Annotated in this window: 12 protein-coding genes; 9 read left to right on the forward strand and 3 right to left on the reverse strand. The window is 63.5% G+C overall.

From position 1 onward, the window contains the following. Nucleotides 1-43 precede the first annotated feature (43 nt). The gene (locus tag AC0IXA_RS17840; protein WP_024012668.1) at nt 44-961 is read right to left on the reverse strand and encodes a LysR substrate-binding domain-containing protein; all 918 of its coding nucleotides are present in this window, start codon (nt 959-961) and stop codon (nt 44-46) included. Nucleotides 962-1,155: 194 nt separating this feature from the next. Here AC0IXA_RS17840 and AC0IXA_RS17845 point away from each other — a divergent pair, with 194 nt between their 5' ends. The 9 genes from AC0IXA_RS17845 (at nt 1,156) to AC0IXA_RS17885 (ending at nt 23,179) form a co-directional block, all read left to right on the forward strand. Continuing rightward, the gene (locus AC0IXA_RS17845) at nt 1,156-1,905 is read left to right on the forward strand and encodes an SDR family NAD(P)-dependent oxidoreductase (RefSeq protein WP_341637735.1); all 750 of its coding nucleotides are present in this window, start codon (nt 1,156-1,158) and stop codon (nt 1,903-1,905) included. 100 nt (nt 1,906-2,005) lie between these two features. Continuing rightward, nucleotides 2,006-3,304, forward strand: a complete 1,299-nt coding sequence (locus AC0IXA_RS17850; RefSeq protein WP_073474915.1) for an MFS transporter — start codon at nt 2,006-2,008, stop codon at nt 3,302-3,304. 17 nt (nt 3,305-3,321) lie between these two features. Continuing rightward, entirely contained in the window at nt 3,322-4,170 is an 849-nt protein-coding gene (locus AC0IXA_RS17855; RefSeq protein ID WP_095179688.1) for a transketolase, read from the forward strand. Beyond that, complete coding sequence (locus tag AC0IXA_RS17860; protein WP_071171997.1) at nt 4,167-5,195, forward strand: transketolase family protein; 1,029 nt, start codon at nt 4,167-4,169, stop codon at nt 5,193-5,195. The genes AC0IXA_RS17855 and AC0IXA_RS17860 overlap by 4 nt, the downstream gene beginning before the upstream one ends. Nucleotides 5,196-5,256: 61 nt before the next feature. After that, nucleotides 5,257-6,216, forward strand: coding sequence for an alpha/beta hydrolase (locus tag AC0IXA_RS17865; RefSeq protein WP_341637736.1), 960 nt, complete (start codon nt 5,257-5,259; stop codon nt 6,214-6,216). A 407-nt stretch (nt 6,217-6,623) separates the two neighbouring features. Next, nucleotides 6,624-18,347, forward strand: a complete 11,724-nt coding sequence (locus tag AC0IXA_RS17870) for a BapA/Bap/LapF family large adhesin (protein ID WP_471814129.1) — start codon at nt 6,624-6,626, stop codon at nt 18,345-18,347. A gap of 43 nt (nt 18,348-18,390) precedes the next feature. Continuing rightward, nucleotides 18,391-19,827, forward strand: a complete 1,437-nt coding sequence (locus AC0IXA_RS17875; RefSeq protein ID WP_341637738.1) for a TolC family outer membrane protein — start codon at nt 18,391-18,393, stop codon at nt 19,825-19,827. Beyond that, nucleotides 19,824-21,986 (forward strand): type I secretion system permease/ATPase, encoded by a 2,163-nt coding sequence (locus AC0IXA_RS17880; protein WP_341637739.1) that lies wholly within the window; start codon nt 19,824-19,826, stop codon nt 21,984-21,986. Before AC0IXA_RS17875 ends, AC0IXA_RS17880 begins: the two co-directional genes overlap by 4 nt. Nucleotides 21,987-21,991: 5 nt before the next feature. Further along, nucleotides 21,992-23,179: an HlyD family type I secretion periplasmic adaptor subunit gene (locus AC0IXA_RS17885; RefSeq protein ID WP_445941205.1), complete on the forward strand. Its 1,188-nt coding sequence runs from the start codon at nt 21,992-21,994 to the stop codon at nt 23,177-23,179. Here the strand turns inward: AC0IXA_RS17885 and AC0IXA_RS17890 are convergent, their stop codons facing one another. Together AC0IXA_RS17890 and AC0IXA_RS17895 are read right to left on the reverse strand one after the other, a co-directional pair. Further along, the gene (locus AC0IXA_RS17890) at nt 23,180-23,776 is read right to left on the reverse strand and encodes a trypsin-like peptidase domain-containing protein (protein ID WP_122750270.1); all 597 of its coding nucleotides are present in this window, start codon (nt 23,774-23,776) and stop codon (nt 23,180-23,182) included. It lies immediately after the preceding gene. Nucleotides 23,777-24,014: 238 nt separating this feature from the next. Beyond that, a complete protein-coding gene (locus AC0IXA_RS17895) occupies nt 24,015-25,904 on the reverse strand; it encodes a sigma-54-dependent Fis family transcriptional regulator (RefSeq protein WP_186569025.1) in 1,890 nt (629 codons plus the stop codon). Nucleotides 25,905-25,988 lie beyond the last annotated feature (84 nt).

The following is a 25,988-nucleotide window of genomic DNA, read 5'->3' on the forward strand; positions in this document are numbered from 1 at the left end:
TGACCTTGGCCGGTTCAGAGAGTTTGAAAGAATTGAGCCCGACTCAATACGCGAACTCATGCCCCAACTCGCTCTCCATCCACGCCAGAAAACGCCTGACCCGTGGGAAGCTCGAATGCGCTTTGGGGAATACCAGATGGTGCGCAGCCACCGCAGCACTCAGAGATTCAGGCGCTACTTCAACCAGCGTGCCCGCCGCCAGATACTTCTGCGCCAGCAATGTGCTTTCCAGGGCGAAACCCAAGCCATGACTCGCGGCTTCCAGCGACATGTATGAACGATCGAAGCTCAATGCATAAGGCCGTTCCGGACGCGCCAGACCATGCTGGGCAAACCATTGCGGCCATTTGAGCAGGGTGGCTTCCGACAAAATCAGATCGCACTCCAGCAGATCCGCCGCGCCGCGTACCGGGCGTTGCGCGAGCAGTTTCGGTGAGGTCAGCACCGCGAACGTCTCGTTCCTGACCGTGCGCACCTCATAACTGGGCCAGTTCGGCAGACCGTGGCGGATATCGACGTCGATCTTGTCGCGACTGAAGTGCAGCGATTCATAGGAGCACGACAGGTTGATCTGTATGTCAGGGTGACTGGCGCGAAACGCTTCCAGGCGCGGCATCAGCCAGAGCAGACCGAAGCTTGGCGACGAGTGCAAGCGCAGGCAATCGAGGCTGACATCGCTGGCCGCACGCTCGGTGGCGACGGCGAGACTGTGCAAAATCCCGGAGACTTCCTTGAGGTACTGCTCGCCGACCGGCGTCAGCGAGACGCCCCGAGCAGCGCGAACGAATAATTGCCGGCCGATCATCCCTTCCAGTTTCGCCAGTTGATGGCTGACTGCCGAGGGGGTCAGGTCCAGCACTTCTGCTGCCCTGGCGACGTTGCCGAAGCGCGCGGTTTGTTCGAAGGCCTGAATTGCTTTCAGCGGTGGCAGGATGATCGATGCCTCAGTGTCAGAGCGCATGGGGACTCCGTGGTGATTTCTTGTGATGTACGGACCGGTTTCATTCAAGCATTTGCGAAACGGCCTGACGAGTGCTGAATTTTTTTCAGCATTGAGTGACTTCCGCGTTATTGCTCACGCTCGCCCCGAAGGACAAGCTGAGTCATCGGTTACTTACACACCGACCCAATAAAAACAATTCGAGGGAATCCTCCATGCTTCTTCAAGGCAAAGTCGCAATCATTACCGGTGCCGCATCTGCCCGTGGCATTGGCCGCGCTACCGCCAGCACATTTGCGCAACACGGCGCTCGCGTGGTCATCCTCGATCTGGATGCATCCGCAGCACGTGACGCCGCCGCAGCACTGGGCGAAGGTCATCTGGGCCTGGCGGCCAACGTGGCCGACGAAGCGCAGGTTCAGCAAGCCGTCGCCGCCATCATCGGGCACTTCGGGCGCATCGATATTCTCGTCAACAACGCCGGCATCACCCAGCCACTGAAGACTCTGGATATTCGCCCTTCGGACTACGACAAGGTGCTGGACGTCAGCCTGCGCGGCACTTTGCTCATGTCCCAGGCGGTGATTCCGCTGATGCGCCAACAGTCTTCCGGCAGCATCGTCTGCATGTCGTCTGTGTCGGCCCAGCGCGGCGGCGGCATCTTCGGCGGCCCGCATTACAGCGCGGCCAAGGCCGGTGTGCTGGGGTTGGGCAAGGCCATGGCGCGGGAATTGGGGCCGGACAATATCCGCGTCAACTCCATCGCTCCCGGCCTGATTCACACCGACATCACCGGCGGCCTGATGCAGGATGAACGCCGCCACGCCATCATCGAAGGCATTCCGCTGGGGCGCCTGGGTCAAGCGCAGGACGTCGCCAACGCCGCGCTGTTTCTGGCCAGCGACCTGTCCGCTTATCTGACCGGCATCACCCTCGATGTGAACGGCGGCATGCTGATTCACTGAGTAACTCTGGGCGGGCCTGCGTGGCCCGTGCGGTTCTGGATCGATGACGCAGCCGGGCCTGATGGCCTGGCGGTCAATAAAAACAAGAGATCAGACCATCATGACTACCCTGTCGCTCGAAGCGGTTTCGACCGTGCGTTCTTCTGCCTATCGCAAAACGGCATGGCGGCTGATGCCGTTCCTGATGCTGTGCTACCTGTGCGCCTATCTGGACCGGGTCAACGTCGGTTTCGCCAAGCTGCAAATGATGAACGATCTGGCCCTCAGCGAAACGGTCTACGGACTGGGCGCCGGGGTGTTTTTCATCGGCTATTTCCTTTGCGAAGTGCCCAGCAACATCATCCTGCACAAGGTCGGCGCGCGAGTGTGGATTGCGCGGATCATGATCACTTGGGGCATCGTCTCGGCCCTGTTCGCCTTCGTCGAAACCGCCTGGCAGTTCTACGCGCTGCGCTTTCTGCTGGGGATCGCCGAAGCCGGTCTGGCGCCGGGTCTGCTGCTCTACCTCACCTACTGGTTTCCGTCCTATCGGCGGGCGCGCATGACCGTGTTGTGGTTTATCGCCATTCCGCTGTCAGGCATGGTCGGTGGCCCGCTGTCGGGCTGGATCATGAACCACTTTGCCGGTGTGCACGGCTGGGCCGGCTGGCAGTGGATGTTCGTTCTCGAGGCGGTGCCCACCGTGGTCGTCGGCCTGCTGGTGCTGAGTTATCTGAAGGACGGCGTGCATCAGGCAACCTGGCTCAATGACGAGGAAAAAGCCTTGATCACTCGCGAGCTGGCCGAAGACGACCAGCAAAAGGTCACCCATGCCTCGATCGGCGAGTTCATCCGTGATCGGCGCTTGTGGTTGCTGGCGGCGATCTACTTCTGTGTGGTCATGGGCCAATACGCGATCACCTTCTGGCTGCCGACACTGGTGCGTAATGCAGGGGTTTCCGACCCGCTGCACATCGGTTTCCTGACCAGCCTGCCCTATCTGTGCGCCATCGCCGCGATGCTGCTGGTCGGCCGCAGTGGCGACAAACATCGCGAGCGCCGCTGGCACCTGATCGTGCCGATGATCGCCGGTGCGATCGGCTTGAGCCTGGCAGCGCTGATGGGCGGCAATCCGACCTTGTCGATCCTCAGCCTGTGCCTGGCCGCCTCCGGCATTCTCTCCGCCACCTCGTTGTTCTGGATGCTGCCCACCACGCTGCTTGGCGGGGTGTCTGCGGCGGCCGGCATCGCCGCGGTCAACAGCTTCGCCAACCTTGCCGGGTTCTGCTCGCCTTATCTGATCGGCTGGATCACCACCCTGACCGGTTCCAGTGCCATCGGCATGTACCTCATCACCGGCGTGCTGTTCCTCGGCGCGAGCCTGGTCCTGCGTATTCCCGCCGCTTTGGTCAATCGTTGAGTCAACGGAGTTTCATCATGACGACTAATCTTGCACACGCTGCATCGCTGAGCCTGACCCAGCGCGCGCACAACATTCGCCGCCATGCACTGCGCATGGGCCAGGTTCAGGGCCAGGGCTATGTGGGCCAGGCCCTCGGCGCGGCTGACCTGCTGGCGGTGTCTTACTTTCATGCGATGAACCATCGCCCGACAGATCCCGAATGGGAGCAGCGCGATCGCTTCTATCTCTCCATCGGCCACTACGCCATCGCGCTGTACGCAGCGCTGATCGAAGCCGAGATCATTCCGCTCGACGAGCTGGAAACCTACGGTTCGGATGACAGCCGCCTGCCGATGTCGGGCATGGCCGCCTATACCCCGGGGATGGAAATCACCGGCGGCTCGCTGGGTCAGGGCCTGGGTATCGCGGTCGGTGCCTGCCTGGGCCTCAAGCGCAAAGGCTCGGCCTCGTTCGTTTACAACCTGCTGTCCGATGGCGAACTCAATGAAGGCTCGACCTGGGAAGCGGTGATGTCGGCTTCGCACTGGCAGCTCGACAATCTGATCGCCATCGTCGACGTCAACAACCAGCAGGCCGACGGTTACTCCAGCGAGATTCTCTCGTTCGAACCCATCGTCGATCGCTGGCAAGCCTTTGGCTGGTTCACCCAGCGCGTCGACGGCAATGACCTCGACGCCCTGGTCGCTGCATTCGATGCCGCGCGCAATCACCCCGGCGGGCAACCGCGCGTGATCATCTGCGACACGAAAATGGGCAAAGGCGTGCCGTTTCTGGAGAACCGGGAAAAGACCCACTTCATTCGCGTCGAAGAGCACGAATGGGACCTGGCACTGAGCAACCTTGAAGAAGGAAAAGACCAATGAGCAACGCCGCCAACACTGCGCCTTCGACTGCTACTGGCGCGCCGGTGAAAAAGCGCCTGACCACCTCGGCGATGATTGCCTCGATTGCCTCCGAGGGCCAGGCGACCCGCTCGGCACCGTTCGGCCATGCGCTCGCAGCGCTGGCAGACCAGCGCGCGGACATCGTCGGTCTCTCGGCTGACCTGTCCAAGTACACCGACCTGCACATTTTCGCCAAGGCGCACCCGGAGCGTTTCTATCAGATGGGCATGGCCGAACAGTTGCTGATGAGCGCGGCCGCCGGCATGGCGCGTGAGGGTTTCGTGCCCTTCGCCACCACCTACGCGGTGTTCGCATCGCGGCGTGCTTACGACTTCATCTGCATGGCCATCGCCGAGGAAAACCTCAACGTCAAAATCGTCTGCGGTTTGCCCGGCCTCACCACGGGTTACGGGCCGAGCCATCAGGCCACCGATGATCTGGCTATTTTCCGCGCCATGCCCAATCTGATGATCGTCGACCCTTGCGATGCGCTGGAAATCGAACAGGCCGTGCCCGCCATCGCCGCTCACCAAGGCCCGGTCTATATGCGTTTGCTGCGCGGCAATGTGCCGTTGGTGCTGGACGAGTACGGTTATAAATTCGAGATCGGCAAGGCCAAGACCCTGCGCACGGGCAACGACGTGCTGATCATCTCCACCGGGCTGATGACCATGCGCTCGCTGGAAGCGGCCAAGCAATTGCAGGCCGACGGCATTGATGTGGCCGTGCTGCACGTGCCGACCATCAAGCCGCTGGATGAACAAACCATTCTCGCCGAAGCGCGCAAATCCGGGCGTCTGGTGGTCACAGCCGAGAACAGCTCGATCATCGGCGGTTTGGGTGAGGCGGTTGCCGGGTTGTTGTTGCGCAATGGCGTGACGCCCACCTTCAGACAGATCGCGTTGCCCGACGCCTTCCTCGACGCCGGCGCCCTGCCGACGCTGCATGATCGCTACGGCATCTCGACGCCGGCTGTGTGCGCGCAGATCAAAGCCTGGCTGTAACTTCACCGAGGGCGGCGCCTCCATCCGAGGCGCTCGTTCATTCGCAACCAGGAGGCAGAACGTGAAAGCACATGAACTGCTGGATCCCGACTTCAAAAGCTTTTTAACCCCCGGCGCTGAAGACTGGACATTGGAAACGCTGCCCGCGATCAGGGAGCGTGTCCATGCGACATTCAAATCCCGAGAACAAGCGCGCGGTGAAAGCCTATGGATAAAGTCCCACGACGGTGAGGATTTGCGCCTGTGTCTTTACCGGCCCGCCGCCGCAGCACCGGACGGTAATTTTGCGGTGATCCTGTACATCCACGGTGGAGGCTTCGTCCTTGGTTGCCCCGAAATGGCCGATGACTATCTGGCTAACCTCGCCGAAGCACTTCAGGCGATCATCGTCGCTGTCGATTACCGTCTCGCGCCAGAGCACCCCTTCCCTATTCCCCTGGAAGATTGCTACACCGCCCTCGGCTGGGTTTTCGCCCACCGGCAAACGCTCAACATCGACGCCGACAACGTGATCGTCATGGGCCACAGTGCCGGCGCCGGGCTGGCAGCAGCGCTGGCCATTGTGGCGCGGGATCGCGGCGAGTATTCCATCGCCAGCCAGGTGCTGGTTTATCCGATGCTCGATTACCGTTCGGGCAGCGCAGCCTCGCCTCAGCAGAACAGCACGACCGGAGTGATTGGCTGGCCGGCGCAAGCCAACCAATTCTGTTGGGAGTGCCTGCGCACTGACCAAGCGCTGGATGATCTGCCAATCGGCTGGTTTTCGCCGGCCCTGCAAGACGATCTGCGTGACTTGCCCCCGACGTTTCTGGCCGTCGGGGCGCTGGATCTGTTTCTGGAAGAGGACGTTGCATTTGCCCTGCGCCTGTCCCGCGCCGGGGTTGCCGTCGAACTGCATGTCTACCCTGGGGCGCCACATATGTTTGATCAATGCCCCGGTAGCGTTAGCGATCAGTCTGCACTGGATATCGTCCGATCACTTCGGCGATCGATAGCTAGCGCATTAACTGCTGAGGGGTAGAAAGAACCGCTGAAACGGTACAACAGGATTTCTTATACAAAGCCTTTCTCCCCTTCTACGCTTTTTGATTAACACCTTCGCAGACAGGCAGCTGCGGAGGATGGCCTGCGCTTTGAGAAATTCAATATCGCTTAGCCATCACCCTCGGCGATTCCGCCCGGACCTTTTCCAGCGTTCCTTTGGATAATGTCGAAAACGACACATTTTGTTGCACCCAAAAAGCGCTTGGATCCAACGTCCCGACAAACGGTAACGACCTGATTAGAACAGCTTTTCAAAGAGATAAACGTGGGCAAATGGCCCATTCATACACTCGTCAAAAATCAGGCAGCCCCATCTGACACTCCCTATCTATGGTTTTAAAACCATCCGTGGACGTCCGCCCCATCCATTTACAGGGAGTAGTAATGGACAACATCGTCATTGCCGACAAAGCCAATTCTCAGCTCACTGCCCAGAACTGGGGCAATGTTCAGCTCAGTCAGCCTTCAGTTGTACAAATGCCGGTTCGGCCCGATCAACTGGCGTCGACCAGTCGCAGCGGTCAGGATTTGATCGTCAATCTGAAGTCTGGCGAGCAAATCAAAATCTCCAATTTCTTTGTCACCAGCCCTGACGGCGTGCCCAATGACATTGTCTTTCAGGGTGACGACGCGACGCTGTGGCAGGCGCGCTACAGCGCCGAGCCGTTCAACGGCTTTACCTTTGACGAAATCAATTCGCTGGACGAGCTGATCGCTGGCGTCGGTGTGGTGGATGGCGCAACGCCGGCCTGGGCGATTGCCGGGCTTGGCCTGTTGGGCGCGGGTGGTGCGGCGGCCGCTGCGGGCGGAAGTGGCGGCGGCGGCGGCGGAGGTGGTGGCGGTGGAGACGCGACGCCTCCTGCGCCCGCGACCGGATTAACCTTGTCGGCCGATGGCCGGGTGCTGAGTGGTTTTGGCGAAGCTGGCAGTGTCGTTCAGGTACGCGATGCAGCCGGCAACATTTTGGGTTCCGGAACCGTTGGCGCCGATGGCAGTTTCCAGGTCGACCTGGGTACGCCACAGAACAATGGCCAGCCGCTCGACGTCACGCTCACCGACCCTGCGGGCAACGTTTCGACGCCGGGTACGGTCACTGCGCCGGATACCACCGCGCCCACCGCGCCAGGCAATCTCAGCGTGAGCGCCGATGGCACGCAACTCGGCGGCACCGGTGAAGTCGGCTCGACCATCCAGGTGCGCGCCGCCGATGGCAGCCTGCTCGGCAGCGCCGTGGTTGCAGCCGATGGCACCTTCAGCGTCGCCCTCAGCCCCGCGCAAACCGGCGGTCAGCCGCTGACAGTGAATGCCACCGATGCCGCAGGCAACACCTCGACCGGCGCAACGATCAGCGCGCCGGAGATCGTCGAACCGACGACGCCAGGCAATCTTGGTTTGAGCAGCGACGGCAGCCAACTGACCGGCACCGCCCGGGCCGGCACCACGATCGAAGTCCGCGCCGCCAATGGCGAATTGCTCGGGCGCGCGGCGGTGGCCGCTGACGGCACTTTCCTGCTGACGCTGATTCGTGCGCAGGCCAACGGTGAAACCCTCAGTGTCGTGGCAGTCAACAGCGCCGGTGCGCAATCGCCGGCCGTCACCTTCAATGCGCCGGACATCACTGGCCCCGCCGCTGCAACAGATCTAGCCGTGAGCAGCGATGGCCTCTCGGTGACCGGCCGTGGCGAACCCGGCAGCACAGTCAGCGTCACCAATGCGCAAGGTACGCTGCTGGGGACAGCGCAGGTGGCAGCCGATGGCTCGTTCACCGTCCAACTCAACGCCGCGCAAATCGATGGTGAGGCGCTGAGCGTGCTGGTCACCGACGCCGCCGGCAACCCGTCGCCAGCAACGACCGTTATCGCCCTGGACCTCGATGGCCTGACTCAGCCAAGCGACGTTGTCCTGAGTGTGGACGGCCTGCTGATGAAAGGACGCGGCCAGGTCGGTTCAACGATCACGGTTCGCGATGCGAACGGCAATGTACTCGGCTCGGCAGTCGTTGCTGCGGATGGCACGTTCACGGTGCAATTGAGCAGCCCGCAAAACAATGGCGAAGCGTTGCAGATCAGTGCCAGCGATGCGGCTGGCAATACCTCTGCCCCATTAAGCTATGTAACGCCTGACACGCAAGGCCCGGCGCCGCTGACGGGCGTTACGCTCGACGGCCAAGGGCAGACGCTGACCGGCACAGGCGAAATCGGCGCTTCGATTACCGTGCGCGATCCGGCCGGCAACATCATCGGCACCGGTACCGTGGGTGCCGATGGCAACTTCACGGTAAACCTCTCGACTCCACAGACCGATGCGCAACAGCTGCAAGTGATCCAGACCGACGCGGACGGCAATCCTTCGGCGCCGGTCAACGTGATCGCACCCGATCTGACCACGCCGGTTGCCGTGACCGATGTAAGCATTTCCGCCAATGGTGCCGTGGTCTCCGGCGCGGGTCAGATCGGCGCCACCGTTACTGTCACTGACACCAATGGGACCGTGCTGGGAACAGCTGTCGTCGGCAGCAACGGCCGGTTCGAAGTCACCTTGTCCTCGCCACAAACCAATGGCCAGAACCTCAGCGTTGTGCAGACCGATGGCTCGCCTTCAGGCTCGCCGGCAGTTCCAGTTGAAGCGCCGGATATCCAGGCCCCCACTGCCCCTTCCAATCTGTCGCTGAATACAGGCGGCACTGAACTGAGCGGCACCGGCGAACCCGGTGCCACGGTGTCGGTCAAGGATTCGGCGGGCAATGTGTTGGGCACCGCGATCGTCGACGGCACCGGCGCCTTTACAGTGCCGCTGAACAGCCCGCAGATCGAAGGCCAGCAACTGCAAGTCAGCCAATCGGATGGCGTGAACGTTTCGCCCAACACGCCGCTGACCGCAGCGGACACCACCGCGCCGCTGGCACCAGACAACGTCGTTCTGGCCAACAATGGCGTGACATTGACCGGCACCGGGCAAGCCGGCAGCACCGTAACCGTCAGCGCACCGGACGGCACGGTGCTCGGCACTACGGTGGTCGCCAGCGACGGCAATTTCAGCGTCAACCTGAGTCCTGCTCAGCTCGACGGTCAGGTTTTGAGCGTGATCCAGACCGATGCGAGCGCCCTGCCCTCGCCGGCCACGCCGGTCACCGCACCGGACATCACCGCACCGCCTGCACCGACCGGGCTGATCGTCGATCCTTCAGGTGCCACCGTCACCGGCACCACGCAGCCCAATAACACGGTGCAGGTGCTGGATGCCGACGGCAACGTCATCGGCACCGCGACCGCTGACGGCACGGGCGCCTTCACGGTCAACCTCGATACGGCGCAGACCAATGGCGAAGCCTTGCAAGTCGTGGTGTCGGACGGCGCCAACAGTTCGTTGCCAGGCACCGTTGCCGCGCCGGACAGCACGCCGCCGACGCCGGTCAGCGATCTCGCGCTCAACCCGGCCGGCACGCAGGTGTCCGGACTTGCCGAACCGGGCACCACGGTCACCGTCAGCATTGCCGGCGGTGGCGCTGTGCTGGGCACCGCGACGGCTGATGCGGATGGCCGCTTTGTCGTGACCCTCAGCCCACCGGCCGAGCCTGGCGGCAATCTGGAAGTCATCAGCACGGATGGCGGCGGTAATGATTCGCCCGTCGTGCCGCTGGCAGGACTGGACGGTACCCAGGTCGCGACACCGACCGATCTGGCCTTGAGTGCCGACGGATTCACCCTGACCGGCGCCGGAACGCCCGGTTGCACCGTGACGGTGACCAGCAGCAGCGGCGCTGTGCTCGGCTCCGGGCTGATCAACAGCTTCGGCCGCTTCACCCTGTTGCTCAATAGCAAACAGATCAACGCGCAAGTTCTCCAGGTGACGGCCACCAGTCCCGACGGTGACGTGTCGATTCCGGGCACGGTGACGGCGGTCGATGGCACGGCGCCGGACGCTGTGACCGATCTGGCGCTGAGTGCCAACGGCACGACACTCACTGGACGCGGAGAGGCCGGGGCGACGGTCACTGTCACCGACGCCACAGGTACCGTGCTCGGTACTGCACTGGTCGCCAGCAATGGCACGTTCAGCCTGACGCTGACGCCGGCACAACTTAATGGCCAGGCGCTTACCGCGATCCAGAGCGACGCCGCCGGCAACCTTTCGCAACCCGCCGGCATCATTGCCAGCGATCTGCAACCGCCAGCCGCAGCGACTGGCGTTACGATCAATGACGTCGGCACCGTGGTCAAAGGCCAGGGCGAAGCCGGCAGCACCGTGACCGTGCGCGATGCCGCCGGCAATGTTCTGGCCACCGGCGTAGTCGATCAGAGCGGTAACTTCCAGGTCACCCTGCCCAACGCGCAGAACACCGGCGAAACCCTGGAGGTCACTCTGACCGACGCCAACGGCAACACTTCGACGTCCACTGGTGTGATCACCGTCGACGGCACCCCGCCCGCCGCTGTGCAAAACCCACTGATCAGCGCCGATGGCAGCACCCTCAGCGGCACAGGTGAGGCTGGCGCAACAGTCAATGTCACCACCGCCAACGGCACCCTGCTGGGCAGCGCCGTGGTGGGCGCGGACGGCTCGTTCAGCGTCACCCTGGCGCCAGCGCCGACCAATGGTGAAGCGCTCGCGATCAATCAGACCGACCCTGCCGGCAATGTTTCACCGTCGACCAGCGTCACCGCACCCGACATCAGCCCGCCGGCGGCACTGACCCAAGTCGCGGTGAATGCCGACGGCGTCATCGTTACCGGCCACGGCGAACCCGGCGCCACCGTGTCTGTACGCAGCGCCGACGGCACCTTGCTCGGCACCGCGCAGGTCGGCAGTGGCGGCGCGTTCACGGTCACCCTCAACGCAGCACAACTGAATGCCGAAGTGCTGACCGTCACTCAGGAAGATCCGCCGGGCAACGTATCGACGGCGGTTGAAGTCATCGCCGCGGATTTGACCGCGCCGGCGATTCCGAGCGCATTGACCCTCAATGCTGCTGGCGTGCAACTGGCCGGTAACGCCGAGGCCGGCAGTACCGTGACCGTGCGCGACAGCCAGGGCAACCTCCTCGGCACCACCACGGCGGCCGCGAACGGCACTTTCCAGATTACCCTCAACAGCCCGCAAACCAATGGCCAGTCGCTGAACGTGACAGCCATCGACGCGGCAGGCAATCCGTCAGCCCCGGCAATCGTCAATGCGGTCGATAGCACGGCGCCGTTGGTAGCGAGCGATCTGGCGGTCAGCGCCAATGGTGCCACCCTGACCGGCATCGGCGAGATCGGCGCCAGCGTGGAAGTTCGCGATGCCGGCGGTGTTTTGCTGGGTACTGCGACCGTTGCCAGCAACGGCAATTTCAGCGTCACGTTGTCCCCGGCGGCGGTGGCTGGATCGAATCTTTCCGTGGTGCAGATCGATGCTGCCGGCAACACCGGACCGGCAGCGCCGGTGACTGCACCGGGCAATCTGGCGGAAAGTGCACCGACCAATCTGGCCCTCAGCGCCGACGGTCTGACCCTCACCGGCTCGGCCACCGCCGGCAGCACCGTGAGCATTCGCAATGCCTCGGGCGTGTTACTCGGCAGCGCGCTGGTGGCGGCCAATGGCACTTTCAGCGTTACCCTCAACGCCGCGCAACTCAACGGCGAACAGCTGTCTGCCGTGGCAACCTCGAGCACCGGCATTAATTCGTCGCCGACCGATTACACCGCTGCCGATATCGCCGCGCCAACGCCGCTCAGCGAACTGAGTCTGGCACCGAACGGCACGGCCCTGACCGGGCGCGGTGAAGCCGGCGCCACAGTGACCGTGCTCGGCACCGGCGGAGTGGTTCTCGGCAGCGCCGTGGTGGCGGCCAATGGCACGTTCAGCGTCACCCTCAGTCCGGCGCAGACTTCGGGGCAGACCCTGAGCCTGAGCCAGGCCGACGCCGCCGGCAACGAATCCAACAGCGTCAACCTGATCGCCCCGGATCTGATCGCGCCCAATGCGCCGGCGGCGCTGGTGGCAAGTGCTGACGGCACCCTGCTGTCGGGTACCGGTGAGGCCGGCACCACGGCCAACGTGTACAACGCCGCCGGAGCGCTGGTCGGGACCGGCACCGTGAGCATCGACGGCACGTTTGCGATCACCCTGACCACGCCGCAAGCCAATGGCCAGACGCTGACCGTGTCGCTGACGGATGCGGCGGGCAACACCTCGGCAGCCACGCCGTTCACTTCGGTCGACAGCACACCGCCAGCGGCCGTTTCGCAACTGAGCATTGGCGGCGACGGCGCAAGCCTGACCGGGCGCGGCGAACCCGGCGCGCAAGTCCGGGTCATCGACAGCGACGGCAACGTGCTTGGCACCGCCGTGGTCAGCGCGACCGGTACCTTCACCCTGCCACTGAACCCGGCGTTGACCAACGCCGAAGTGATCACCGTGGTCCAGGCCGACGCGGCGGGCAACGACTCGCCTGCGGTGAGCCTGACGACACCGGACTTCACCCCGCCTGATCCACTGGACAACGTCGATATCAACTCGTCCGGCGCGCTGGTCATCGGTACAGGCGAACCCGGCGCGACCGTGACCGTGCGCGATGCCAACGGTACTTTGCTCGGCACCAGCGTGGTACTCGGCGACGGCACCTTCAGCGTCACCCTCAATCCTCCGCAGATCAATGAACAGATCCTCAGCGTGCAGCAGGCCGATCCACCCGGCAACGTCAGCGCCCCGGTGACGGTCACCGCACCGGATCTGACCCCGCCAGCGACGCCGGCCGATCTGCAACTGAATGCCGATGGCGACACCCTCACCGGGACCGGCGAAGTCGGCGCCATTGTCCGCGTGACATCCGCAGACGGTACCGAGCTGGGCACCGGCACCGTGGGCAGCGATGGCCGTTTCCAGATCACCGTGACTCCGGTGCAGACCAATGGCCAAGCGCTGTTCGTGGTGTTGGCGGATGCAGCCGGCAATGCCTCGCCTGCCGGCACGCTGAGCGCACCGGACAGCACGCCTCCTGCCGCACTGACCGATGTCGAGATCGACGCCAGCGGCAGCCTCATCACCGGCTCCGGTGCGGCGGGCTCGCAGGTAGTCGTCACCAACGCAGTGGGCACCATCGTTGGCACCGGCACCGTCGCGGCCGATGGCAGTTTCAGCGTCACCCTCGACCAGCCTCTGCTCAACGGTGAAGCCTTATCGGTGATCCAGCGTGATGCGGCGGGCAACCCTTCGCCGATCGTGCCCGTCACTGCGCCGGACATCACCCTGCCCGCTGCGCCCACCGACCTCGTTCTTACGCCTGATGGCCTGACACTGACCGGCAGCGGTGAAGCCGGCGCCACGGTGCGCGTGCTCAGCGCGACTGGCACGGTACTGGGCTCGGCAACCGTGACCGACAATGGCTCGTTCAGCGTGACCCTCAATCCGCCGCAGGTGAATGGCGAGCTGTTGAGCGTCAATCAGACCGATCTGGCGTCCAACACATCGCCGACAGCGCCCGTGCAAGCGGGCGATATCACCGATCCACTGGAGGTGGCCGACCTCAATGTCAGCCAGGACGGCTTGACCGTGACCGGTACTGGCGAGCCCGGAGCGACCGTCACCGTGCGAGACGGCGCGGTGGTGCTCGGCACGGCGACGGTGGCGGCAGATGGCAGTTTCAGCGTCACGTTGTCGGCTGCGCAACTCGATGGTCGCGCGCTCTCGGTAGTGCAAGCCGACGCACAAAACAACGAGTCCCAGCCCGTTCTGGTCGACGCGCCGGACAGCACTGCACCTATCGCACCAACGGTGACATCGCTGACCGGCGCTGGCACCTTGCTCGCCGGGACCGCCGAAGCCGGCAGCACCGTGACTGTGCTGTCCGCCACCGGCACCGTGCTCGGCACAGCGGTGGCATTGGGCGACGGCACCTACACCGTCACGCTGAATCCGGCCCAGGCCAACGGTCAGTTGTTGTCGGTGATCGCGACGGACGAAGCGCAGAACGCATCGCCAGTGCTGCTCTACCCGGCGGCAGATACCACGGCTCCGGATGCCGTCACCGGTCTGACCATCAGCGGCGATCTGAGCCAGCTCGCCGGTCGTGGCGAAGCCGGTGCGAGTGTCGAAGTAACCGATGCGCTAGGCAATATCGTCGGCACCGGCACAGTGACCGCCAACGGCACGTTCCTGATCGATCTGGACCCCGGCATCACCGCCGGCCAGGTGCTGACAGTGAATCAAACAGACGTCGCGACTAATGTGTCCGCAGACGCCGACCTGACTGTTCCGGCAGTGCCAGCCCCGGCTGCGCCGGACAATCTTGTACTGACAGCCGACGGCGTGACGCTGACCGGCACGGCGGCGATCGGCACCACCATCAATGTCTACGCGCCGGACAACAGCCTGATCGGCACCGGCGTCACTGGCCCGGATGGCACGTTCAGCGTGTTGCTGACGCCTGCGCAAACCAACGGAGAAAGTCTTGAGGTCACCGCCAACACTGCGCTGGGTGGCGCCTCGCTGCCGACTGAAATCACCGCAGGCGACACCTCGGCGCCGGCGGCACTCAGCGATCTTGCAGTCAATGCCAGCGGCACATTGGTCACCGGTCGCGGCGAAGTCGGCGCATCGGTGACCATCACCGGCGCTGGCGGCGTCGTGCTGGGCAATGCGACGATTGGCGCCAATGGCACCTTCAGCGCACAGCTCAATACGCCGCAGGTCAACGGTCAGGTGCTCAATGCGACACAGACCGATGCGGCCAACAACACCTCATCCGGGCTTAACGTAACGGCGCCCGATATCACTCCCCCGACCGCTCCGACGGCGCTGGTCATTAGCGGTGCCGGTCTGGTGCTCGGCGGGCTCGGTGAAGCCGGCGCCACCGTCACTGTTCGCGGTGCGGGTGGCACGGTGCTGGGCACGGCGACGGTGGCGGGCAATGGCTCGTTCTCGGTGACCTTGTCATCGGCGCAACTCAACGGCCAGCAACTGAGCGTCACGCAGAGTGATGCGGCGGGCAACGTTTCGCCGGTTACCAACCTCAGCGTCGCCGATACCACTGCGCCAGCGCCGCTGAGCAATGTCAGCCTGAACGGCACCGGCCTGGCTGTCAGCGGCACGGGTGAAGCCGGCGCGACCGTCAGCGTGACCAACGCAGCCGGTACCGTCCTCGGCACCGCCGTGGTCAATGCTGGCGGCACCTTCACCGTGCAACTGTCCAGCGCGCAACTGAACGGCCAACAGCTCAATGTCCAACAGACCGACCCGACGGGCAATCTGTCGCAGGTCTTCAATCTGACGGCCCCTGACGTGCAGGCGCCGATCGCGGCCAGCGGTCTGACGCTCGCTGCCAACGGTCTGACCCTCAGCGGTACGGGCGAAGCCGGTGCGACGGTCAACGTCTACGGCCCGGGCGGTGCGCTGATCGGCACCACCACCGTGGGCAGTGGCGGCACGTTCAGCTTCAACCTGAACACCGCACAACTCGACGGGCAGCTGTTGACCGTGCGTCTGGTCGACCCGGCCGGTAATCTGTCGCCCAATGCCAGCCTGACAGCGCCAGACATTACCGCTCCCGGCGCGCCGACCGGCGTCAGCGTCAATGGCAGCGGCACCGTACTCACTGGTGTCGGTGTGCCCGGTTCGACCATCAGCGTGCGAGGCGTCGGCGGCGTGGTGCTCGGAACCGCGACGGTCGCCGCTAACGGCAGTTTCTCGGTGACATTGGCCTCGGCGCAGATCAACAGCCAGGTGCTCAGCGTCACCCAGGCGGATCCGAGCGGCAACGTATCGGCTGCGGCGACCGCGACGGCGCCAGACCTGACACCGCCCGCTGCCGCCACGGCGCTGCTGGTCGGCGCCGACGGCCTGACCGTCACCGGTACCGGCGAAGTCGGCGCAACCGTGACCATCAAGTCGGCCAGCGGCGCCGTTCTCGGCACCGGCACGGTCAACAACCTCGGCGTGTTTACCGTCACCCTGAGCAGTGCGCAGATCAACGGTGAAAACCTCACCGTCAACCTCAGCGACGCACGCGGCAACGTTTCGGTGGCCGCCAACGTCATTGCGCCGGACGTCGACGTCAACGCGCCAGTGATCGCCAGCGATAACCTCGCCGTCGGCACCGTCACGCTGGCCCCGGTCACCGCCTCGCAGACCTTCAACGACTCGTTCACCACGCTGCTGGCCGGATTCTCGAAAACCTTCACTTTCACCGTCGCCGGCGGCACGCGTCTTGATCCGACCCTGACGCTGACCATCAGCAGTCTGATTTCGCTGATCGATGGCGTGGTCTATACCCTGCAAGTCAAGGATGCCAGCGGCAACTGGGTGACTCTGGATGTCAACGGCAGCAGCGGCCTGCTGGATCTGATTGCCCTGACCGGTCAGGGTGTGCGGGTCGACATCGGTAACCTGCTGTCAGGCGATTATCGACTGACGGTTTCGAGCACCGGCATCGGCGTGCTGACCACGGTCAATACCCAGCTGCAACTGGACGTCAGCAGCCTGACCCAGTTCAACGGCATTGCCGGGCCAGCGGTGACTGGCAACGTCATCACCAACGTCGGCGTCGATGGCACGGCCGATCAGACCGGCCCGGACAACGGCGCGCAGTTGCAGATCTTCAAGAACGGCGCCTGGGTCAGCGCCGGTGCCGGCACCACGGTGCAAGGGTTGTACGGCACGCTGACCATCGACGCCAACGGCAACTACAGCTACAAACCGAACGGCAGCGTCGGCAGCGTCGGCAAAGTCGACGTGTTCAACTATCAACTGGTGCACCCGAACGGCTTGAGCGACACCGCCAATCTGTACGTGCGCATCGACAGCCCGCAAGCCAGCGAAGTGTGGAATGACGCCAACCTCGGCAGCCCGGCGCTGGTGGTGGATGCCACAGCGGACATCGCCTCGACCGACGTCACCCTGATCAACCGCGAAGTGACCACCAACTCCGCCCTCGGCACCTTCAATGTGCTGCTGGGCGGCGGCAGCGGTAACTACAACACCGTGGTCGCGGCCGATACCGTCAGTGACCTGACCGTGGTGGTCAATTCGAGCAACCTGTTGGCGCTGCTCGGTTCGATGACGGTGGGCCTGTACAAACTCAACACGGCGACCAACCAGTACGTGCTGGTCAAGAGTTACGGCGGCAACGCGCTGGTCAATCTCGGCGGCGGCAACTACGGGATCAAGTTCGACGACCAGACCGCCGGCAGTTATCAGGTGCGGGTGGCAGTGGGCGGCCTCGGCCTGCTGACCAGCGTCAACACCAGCCTGATCAACGTCGCGACCTACAACAATCAGTTTGTGGTCGGCAGCTACACGCCGGTATCGGGCAATCTGCTCACCGACACCGCTGGCGGCGGCGCCGATGTGTTGGGCTCGGTGTACACCTTGCTCAGCGTGCTGGTCGCCGGCAGTTACGTAGCGCCGGGGTACAACGGCGTTTCGCTGGTCGGTAACTACGGCACCCTGGTGGTCCAGGCCAACGGCAACTACACCTACACGCTCAAGGCCGGGCTGACCGATGCGGTGATCGGCCAGGAAGACACCTTCACCTACCAACTTACCCACCCCAACGGCACCGTGGATACCGCGACGCTGACCATCGACCTGAACAAGGCCGGCGCATTTGCCAGCACCGCGTTCTCGGCCCTGGCCAGTGATGACCTCGGTCTGGCCCATGCCACTGGCAGCGACTTGATCCAGGGCACCGAGGGCAACGACACCCTCGACGGCTCGCACGGTGGCGCCGTGACCCTGCAAGGTGGCGGTGGCGACGACACGCTGATCATCGCCGATCAGCAATTCACCTCGGTGGACGGCGGCAGCGGCACCGACACCCTGCTCTGGGCCGGTGGCGACGTGTCGATCAACCTCGGCGATCTGCAGAGCAAGATCCACAACGTCGAGATCCTCGATCTCAACCATTCCAGTGCGGTTGCGCTGACACTGAATCTCAGCGATCTGCTGGCGATCACGTCCTCGGACAACAACACCCTGCTGATCAAGGGTGACGACAGGGACAGCGTGCACATGACCGATGGCTGGGTCGCCGATGGCACGCAACAGGCCGACGGCATCGACTATGTTCAATACACGGCACAGGAGGATCCGAGCCACCACTTGTGGGTACAGAACGGCATTCAAGTGGTTTGAAACAAGACATCAAACGTTGGTCTCTCAACAGTAAGGGAAGTCTGTGGAGTCAGTTTTTCGCCAGAAATGGCCGGTGGTCCTGTTGACCATCGGCCTCTACCCCGCTTTCACCGTCGGCGTTCGCGCCGACGACAACCTCGACAGCAGCTTGCGCAGCATCAGCCCGTCGCAACTGCAACAACCGGCAGGCAATGAAAGCCGTCAGCGCCCTGCCCCTGCTCTGAAAGCGTCCGCCGATGCGGACGCGTTGGGGCTGGAACAAGCGGTCAGGCTCGCCGTGGACTGGCACCCACGCATCGGCGAGGCCATCGGCACCCTGTTCCAGCAAGGCGAAGGGGTCAACGTCGCCGAATCCGGCTATTACCCGCAAGTCACCGGCGGCATCAAGGGTGGTTACACCAGCGGTTACGGCAGCGATGCCGGCAGCCAGTCGGTGAACATTTCCCTGAAACAGATGCTGTATGACTTCGGCAAGGTTTCCAGTTCGGTCGACGCCGCCCGCGCCCGGGTGGCGCGCAGTCAGGCCGGGATTCTGCTGGCGATCGACGACATCGCCCGCGACACCGCCAGGGCCTACATCGAGGTGCAGCGTTATCAGCGTCTGCTCGAGGTTGCCCGCGAGCAGATTCAGGGCATCGGCGGCATCGTCGACCTGGCCAAGCAACGCAGCGACATGGGCGCCAGCACCCGCTCCGATATGGTCCAGGCGCAGTCCCGCGCAGAAGGCGCGACGGCGACGTTGCAGGAATTCAAGGCGCAATACGCACGCTGGCAAGCGACGCTGACCAGCTTGCTTGGACGGCGCACGCCGCCGGCGGTCAGCGACGCCGCCGCGCCTACGCTAACCCAGGCCTGCGACGCCTCGCAGATCTCCGACACCCTGCCCGCCGTTCTCCAAGCCGCCGCGCAACGCACCCAGGCACAGGCCGAGCTGGCCCAGGCCAAAGCCGAGGCCTACCCGACCCTGTCGCTGCAACCGTCGGTCAACCAATACCTGGACGACCACTACGACGATCAGAACTCGCGCGCTGATCGCACCCAGGCGGGGATCTTCCTCAACCTCGAAGTGCCGATCTATCAGGGCGGCGCGATCAGTGCGCGCAGCCGCGCCGCCGGGCATGCGCTGACCGCAGCGGATTCGGCCGAAGACTCCGCCCGTCTGCAAGCGCGCCAGGGTCTGGCCGAAGCCCAGGCGCAAACCTCGGGTCTGAACCGGCGGCTGCGCTCGCTGGAATTTCGCCAGACCAGCATCACCGAGGCGCGCATGTTGTATGGCCGCCAGTACCTGGAACTGGGCACGCGACCGCTGCTCGACCTGCTTAACGCCGAGCAGGAAATCCATCAGTCGCGCTTCGATCTGGTCAACACCCAGGCTGATCTGCAACGCCTGCAGATCGACTGCTTCTACAACAGCGGTGCGATTCGCCGGGTCTTCGGCATCGACCACAGCGCCATCCAGAATGTCGAGATCCTGCCATGACCGATGCCAGCATCACTGTTCCCGAACCCGCTGCTGCCGAAGCTCGCGAAGATTATTCACCGTGGCTGGAAGCGGTGCTCAAGGTCGCCCGCCACTATCGCCTCGACGTCTCGCCGGAAAGCGTGCGCCTGGCCTCGGTGCACAGCGAAGGCCGCGTCGAAGAAGTGGTTCGGCACATGGCGCGTCAGGCCGGTTTGAGCGTGAAATTCGCGGTATTCGACAACAAGAGCCTGAGCCGCTGGCGTACGCCGCTGGTGGTGCAACTGCGCGACGGTCAGGTCGGCGTGCTTGAAAGCATCGGCGAAACCGGCGAGCTGGGCATCTGCTTCAGTGGCGATCAAGGTTTGCAGAGTCGCATGGAGGCTGGCGGGCTCACCGAGCAGGCGCTGCGCACGGTGATTCTGCGTCCGACGCAACCAGTGGCGGACGTGCGCACCAACGATTACATCAAGCCCTACGACGAGCACTGGTTCCGCCGCATCGTCCTCACCGATCTGCGGCCTTACAGCCAAGTGATGATCGCCTCGCTGGTGGCCAACCTGCTGGGCATGGCCGGGGTACTGTTTTCCATGCAAGTGTACGACCGGGTGATTCCGGCCGAGTCGCTGCCGACCCTGTACGTGTTGTTCGGCGGGGTGATGCTGGCGCTGCTGTTCGATTTCGTCATGCGCATTCTGCGTCTGCGCATCACCGATGTACTGGGCAAGCGCGCCGACTTGCGCGTCTCCGATCTGGTCTTTGGCCACGCCTTGCGTCTGCGCAATTCCGCGCGGCCGAAATCCACCGGTTCATTCATTTCGCAATTGCGCGAGCTGGAGCAGATCCGCGACCTGATCACCTCCAGCACTGCCACGGCACTGGCGGACATGCCGTTTTTCCTGCTGTTCCTGCTGGTGTTCTATTTGATCGGCGGGCCACTGGTGCTGATCCCGCTGGTGGCGCTGGTGTTCATGTTGCTGCCCGGGATCATTGCGCAACCGCGTCTGGCCCGACTCGCCAATGCCTCGATGCGTGAAGCGGCGCTGCGCAACGCCATGCTGGTAGAAAGTATTCAGGGCCTCGACGACATCAAGGCATTGCAGGCCGAGCAGCGTTTCCAGCAACAGTGGAACCAGTACAACGCCGCCTCCGCAGACAGCAGCCTGCGCCTGCGCACCTTGACCAACAGCCTGGTGGCGTGGACGCAGAACGTGCAGGGCGGAGTGTTCGCAGTGGTCATCGTGTTCGGCGCGCCGATGGTGATTGCCGGCGACCTGACCACCGGCAGTCTGGTCGCGGCGTCGATTCTGTCGTCGCGGATGATGGGGCCGATGGCGCAACTGACCCACGTGCTCACCCGATGGCAGCAGGCCAAGGTCGCGCTCGAAGGTTTGAACCGGATCATGCAGATGCCGGTGGATCATCCCGAAGGCAGTCAGCGCGTGCACCTGCCGGCAATTCGCGGCGACTACCGCCTGCGTCAGGCCAGTTTTCGCTACAGCGAGGAATCGACCCCGGCGCTCAACAACATCGATTTAAGCATCCGCCCCGGCGAACGCATCGCCCTGCTCGGCCGCAACGGCGCTGGCAAGTCGACGTTGCTGCAAGCACTGGGCGGCGCGATGGATCTGAGCAGCGGTGAAACCACTCTGGACGGCATCGCCCTGGCGCATCTGGATCCGGCCGACCTGCGCCGCGATGTCGGCCTGCTGTCGCAACAGGCGCGACTGTTTCATGGCACCTTGCGCGACAACATCACCCTCGGCGCCGGTCAGGCCAGCGATCAGGAAATCATCGCCGCGCTGACTGTCACTGGCGCGCTGGATTTCGTTCGGCAGCTGCCCAAAGGCATGGATCATCTGGTACTTGAGGGCGGCCTGGGTTTGTCCGGCGGTCAGCGTCAGAGCCTGTTGCTGTCGCGCTTGTTGATCCGTCAGCCACAAGTGCTGTTGCTCGACGAACCGACGGCCGCGCTCGATGACGTCACCGAGCGTTTGTTGCTGGAAAAACTCGCGACCTGGACCCAGGGCCGAACGCTGGTGGTCGCCACGCACCGGGTCAGTGTGTTGCAACTGGTCGAGCGGATCATCGTGCTCGACAACGGACGGATCGTCATCGATGACCATCGCGACGCGGCATTGGCGCGGCTGCGCGCACCGGGCAAAGGAGTGGCGGTATGAAGCCGATGATGACCGACGTGCCGGACCCGATGTCCTACCTCGATGGCCGCGATGAGCGCGCACTTGCCGGTGGCGCAAAGGTGATCTGGGGTTGCGCGCTGATGCTCGCCTGCTTCATTGCCTGGGCCGCGTGGTTCGAGATCGTCGAAGTCTCGACCGGCACCGGCAAAGTGGTGCCCAGCTCGCGCGAGCAGGTGATTCAGTCGATGGAGGGCGGCATTCTCGAGCAGCTCAATGTCAGCGAAGGTGCTTTGGTCGAGCGCGGGCAGATCCTCGCGCAATTGGACCCGGTGAAGAACCAGTCCAACGTCGGCGAAAGCGCGGCCAAGTACCGCGCGGCGCTGGCCAGCGTCAACCGCTTGCAGGCCGAAGTCAGCGAAAAGCCCCTGACGTTCGAAGCATCGCTGCAGGAGTTTCCCGATCTGATCCGCGCCGAAACCGAGCTCTACCAGACCCGGCGCAAAGGTCTGGCGGAAACCCTCGACGGTATTCAGAGCTCGCTGAAACTGGTGCGCAGCGAACTCGCGATCACTGAAAATCTGGCGAAGATCGGCGCCTCGAGCCGGGTCGAAGTGCTGCGCCTGACCCGTCAGCGTTCGGAGCTGGAATTGAAAGCCACCGAAGCCCGCTCCGATTACATGGTCCGCGCCCGCGAAGACCTGGCCAAGGCCAACGCCGAAGCGCAGATGCTCGAAGCGGTGATCCGTGGTCGCACCGATTCACTGTCGCGCCTGACCCTGCGCTCGCCGGTGCGCGGCATCGTCAAGGATATCGAGGTCAGCACGATTGGCGGCGTCATTGCGCCTAACGGCCAGGTCATGCAGATCGTGCCGCTCGATGAACAACTGCTGATCGAGACGCGCATCTCGCCGCGCGACATCGCCTTCATTCACCCGGGCCAGGCGGCGAAAGTGAAAATCACCGCCTATGACTATTCGATCTACGGCAGCCTCGACGGCGAAGTGGTGACGATCTCGCCGGACACGATTCAGGACGAAGCCAAGCCGGAGATCTTCTACTACCGCGTGTTCATCCGTACCGCTTCGGATGAACTGCGCAACAAGGCCGGCAAACGCTTCGCCATCGTGCCCGGGATGATCGCCACGGTGGACATCCGTACCGGCGAAAAAACCGTGCTCGACTACCTGATCAAACCGCTCAACCGCGCCCGCGAAGCGATGCGCGAACGCTGATCAGCGGCTGGCCAGTTTGGTCGCCGGTGGCGCTGTCGGGGTGATGCTGGCCTGATAGCGCGACCACTCGCGATTGATCTCCGCGTACGGCAAAAAAATGCTTACGCGCGGTTGATCGAGCAAGTCTTTACGTTTGAGGCGGCTGACATCGTCACGGGTGAGAAACGCCACGTTGATGCCAACCACTTTGCCATCGGCGGAAAACACCGGCCCGCCGGACATGCCTTTGGCCAGCGCGCCATTATGGGTGCCGTAGAGCACGTTGCCCTCTTTGACGTCGAGGCGAACCATCGCCGGCAGCGCCTGGCCGGTGCCCTTGACCGACATGTACAGCGAATTGAAGCCCACCGAAGTCAGCTCCTCGCCCGGCTTGTAGCCGCGCCACGCCGGCACGCTATTGGCCTTGTGACGGAAGAACTGCACATCTGCCTGCCCCTGGAAAACCGTGCCCGACAAGTAAGGAATGTGCTTCACCGTCACGGCGAAGTCTTCATTCCATTGCACAGCCGAACCCATCAGCACGTAAGGCAAAGGCGCGCCGGAGTGAACGACAAAGGCTTGGTCTAAAACAGGATCCTGAACAAAAGCGACTGGCATTCCATTGCACCCGCTGAGCAGCAACGACGCTGCGACAAGTGACTTGAGGGGGCGCATTTTCGGTACATCTTGAAGTGAGGAAAGGTGCTGCAATATGTCATTGCGCCATCACCTTAAGCAATAGGCTCAGCCTACCGCTTGTCGGCGTGCGATATAGTGAGTTAATGATTGGATCCAAGCAATATCCAGGCAATGCACGCAATCTACAGCGAATGAACGCAAATGATCGCGATTGTCTTCAACCAGGCCGGGTGATCCCATGCTGACGAAGCTTGCGGTACAGCGTATTGCGGCTGATCCCCAGACGACGGGCAACTCGCGCGACATGCCAGTGTTCAGCTTCGATCATGCTGAGCAGAGTTTGCCGTTCGGATACGCCCAGTGGATCGTCAACAGGTTGGTCGTCACTTGCGGGCAGTAACTCGTGCACGTCCTCCAGCGTGACCCGGCCTTCCACTGCCAACGCCACTAACGTACGCAAACAGGTGCGCAGTTGCCGGACGTTGCCCGGCCAGGGCTGCGCCAGCAAGCGTTCTCGAACTCCCGCTTGCAGCCGCACAGTGGCGCCCGCCGCTTCTTCGCGCAGCAGCAGGTCAAGCAGACGGCCCTTGTCGGAACGCTCGCGCAGCGGCGGCAGTTCCACGGCGAAACCGCCAATGCGATAGAACAGGTCCTCGCGCAGGCGTCCGTCGGCCACGCAGGCTGGCAGATTCTGGTGACTGGCGCTGATCAGGCGTACATCAAGCGGTCGCGGCGTTGCGCTGCCCAGCGGCACAACCTGGCGCTCTTCGAGCACGCGCAGCAGACGGGTCTGTAGCGCGAGGGGCATGTCGCCGATTTCGTCGAGAAACAGAATGCCGCCATGGGCCTGCTCAAGCTTGCCGACCATGCCGTCCTTGCGCGCGCCGGTGAAGCTGCCGCCGCGATAGCCGAACAGCTCGCTTTCAATCAGCGTCTCTGGGATCGCCGCGCAGTTGATCGCGACAAACGGCTGGCCGGCGCGCGAGCTGGCGCGATGCAGCGCTGCCGCAAAGGCCTCCTTGCCGGTGCCGGTTTCACCCTGCAGAAACACCGGCACGTCACGCTCCAGTACACGCAACGCGCGAGCGAATCCGCGTTGCAGGCGCGGGTCTTCCAGGCACACGCGCTCATCCTTGATTGGCGGGACAGGCGCAAGGGTCAACGGCGCGGAGCGGATCGGTTCGCGCAACTGGCCGTAGAACAAGCGCCCGTCGGCCAAGCGCATCGGCCAGCAGACGTGCGCCTGAGCACTGGCCTGATCGAGCAACTGCTCCATCGGCGTTTCCAGCAACATGGTCAACGACTGCCCGACCATTTGCTCGCGGCTCAGGCCCAACAGATCCAGCGCCGCCGCATTCACCGAACAGATCCGCGCACTCTCGTCGAAGCTGAGCAGGCCTTCACCCAGCAGCCCGACAAACCCGGCGTCGGGATGAAACCGCAGCAAATAGCGTTGCGGATCGTGGCCGAGGAAAAAACAGCTCTCGATCAACCTGGCCGACAGATTGGTCAGGGCCATGGCCTTGAAGCGTTGCTCAAGGCTGCTTTCCTCGCGCACGGAGGAAAGGTTGAGCACCGCGAGCAACCCACCGCTGGCGTCGAATATCGGGCTGGCCGAACAGGTCAGGCCGACGTGCTGACCACGGAAATGCTCGTCGCGGCGAATGGTCACGTGCTGGCGCTCGACCAGGCAGGTGCCGACACCGTTGGTGCCCTCGTGCTCCTCGCTCCAGACCGAGCCGAGCCACAGCCCGGAGCGCTGGAACTCGCCGCGTTCGGCTTCGTTGAACACGCTGTCGATCGCCACGCCGCGCGCATCGGTGAGCAGCACGACATGGCCGTCACGTCCCAGTTGCTGGTGCAGGCTGTTCATCTGCCAGTGCGCCACGGAAATGATGTGTTCCAGCGGCGCACGGTGTTCGCGCAAACGCGCCTGTTCGAGCACGTCCGGCGCGCGGCGGCTGGCCGGATCAAGCTGGTATTGATCCAGGCAGCGCCGCCACGAACGGGTGATCGCCAGGTCTGCCGCCGCGCTGTGGCTGGCAACAGAGCCCTGCACGGCTTGCAGTACCTGGCGCGCGTGGGCGTTGATCGAGGCCGGTTTCATTGTTGTTGTTCTCCGCTTCGGTGAAGACACGGGTGTGTCCGCAGCTTAGATGAAAAGCTCGTTACGGGGGAATTTCGCGCCCAG

Source organism: Pseudomonas sp. AC083 (assembly GCF_979253165.1).

Excerpts from the sequence above, each read along its gene's own strand:
- AC0IXA_RS17840 (WP_024012668.1), bottom strand. The coding sequence starts at position 961 with ATGCGCTCTGACACTGAGGCATCGATCATCCTGCCACCGCTGAAAGCA.
- AC0IXA_RS17845 (WP_341637735.1), top strand. The coding sequence starts at position 1,156 with ATGCTTCTTCAAGGCAAAGTCGCAATCATTACCGGTGCCGCATCTGCC.
- AC0IXA_RS17850 (WP_073474915.1), top strand. The coding sequence starts at position 2,006 with ATGACTACCCTGTCGCTCGAAGCGGTTTCGACCGTGCGTTCTTCTGCC.
- AC0IXA_RS17855 (WP_095179688.1), top strand. The coding sequence starts at position 3,322 with ATGACGACTAATCTTGCACACGCTGCATCGCTGAGCCTGACCCAGCGC.
- AC0IXA_RS17860 (WP_071171997.1), top strand. The coding sequence starts at position 4,167 with ATGAGCAACGCCGCCAACACTGCGCCTTCGACTGCTACTGGCGCGCCG.
- AC0IXA_RS17870 (WP_471814129.1), top strand. The coding sequence starts at position 6,624 with ATGGACAACATCGTCATTGCCGACAAAGCCAATTCTCAGCTCACTGCC.
- AC0IXA_RS17880 (WP_341637739.1), top strand. The coding sequence starts at position 19,824 with ATGACCGATGCCAGCATCACTGTTCCCGAACCCGCTGCTGCCGAAGCT.
- AC0IXA_RS17885 (WP_445941205.1), top strand. The coding sequence starts at position 21,992 with ATGATGACCGACGTGCCGGACCCGATGTCCTACCTCGATGGCCGCGAT.
- AC0IXA_RS17890 (WP_122750270.1), bottom strand. The coding sequence starts at position 23,776 with ATGCCAGTCGCTTTTGTTCAGGATCCTGTTTTAGACCAAGCCTTTGTC.
- AC0IXA_RS17895 (WP_186569025.1), bottom strand. The coding sequence starts at position 25,904 with ATGAAACCGGCCTCGATCAACGCCCACGCGCGCCAGGTACTGCAAGCC.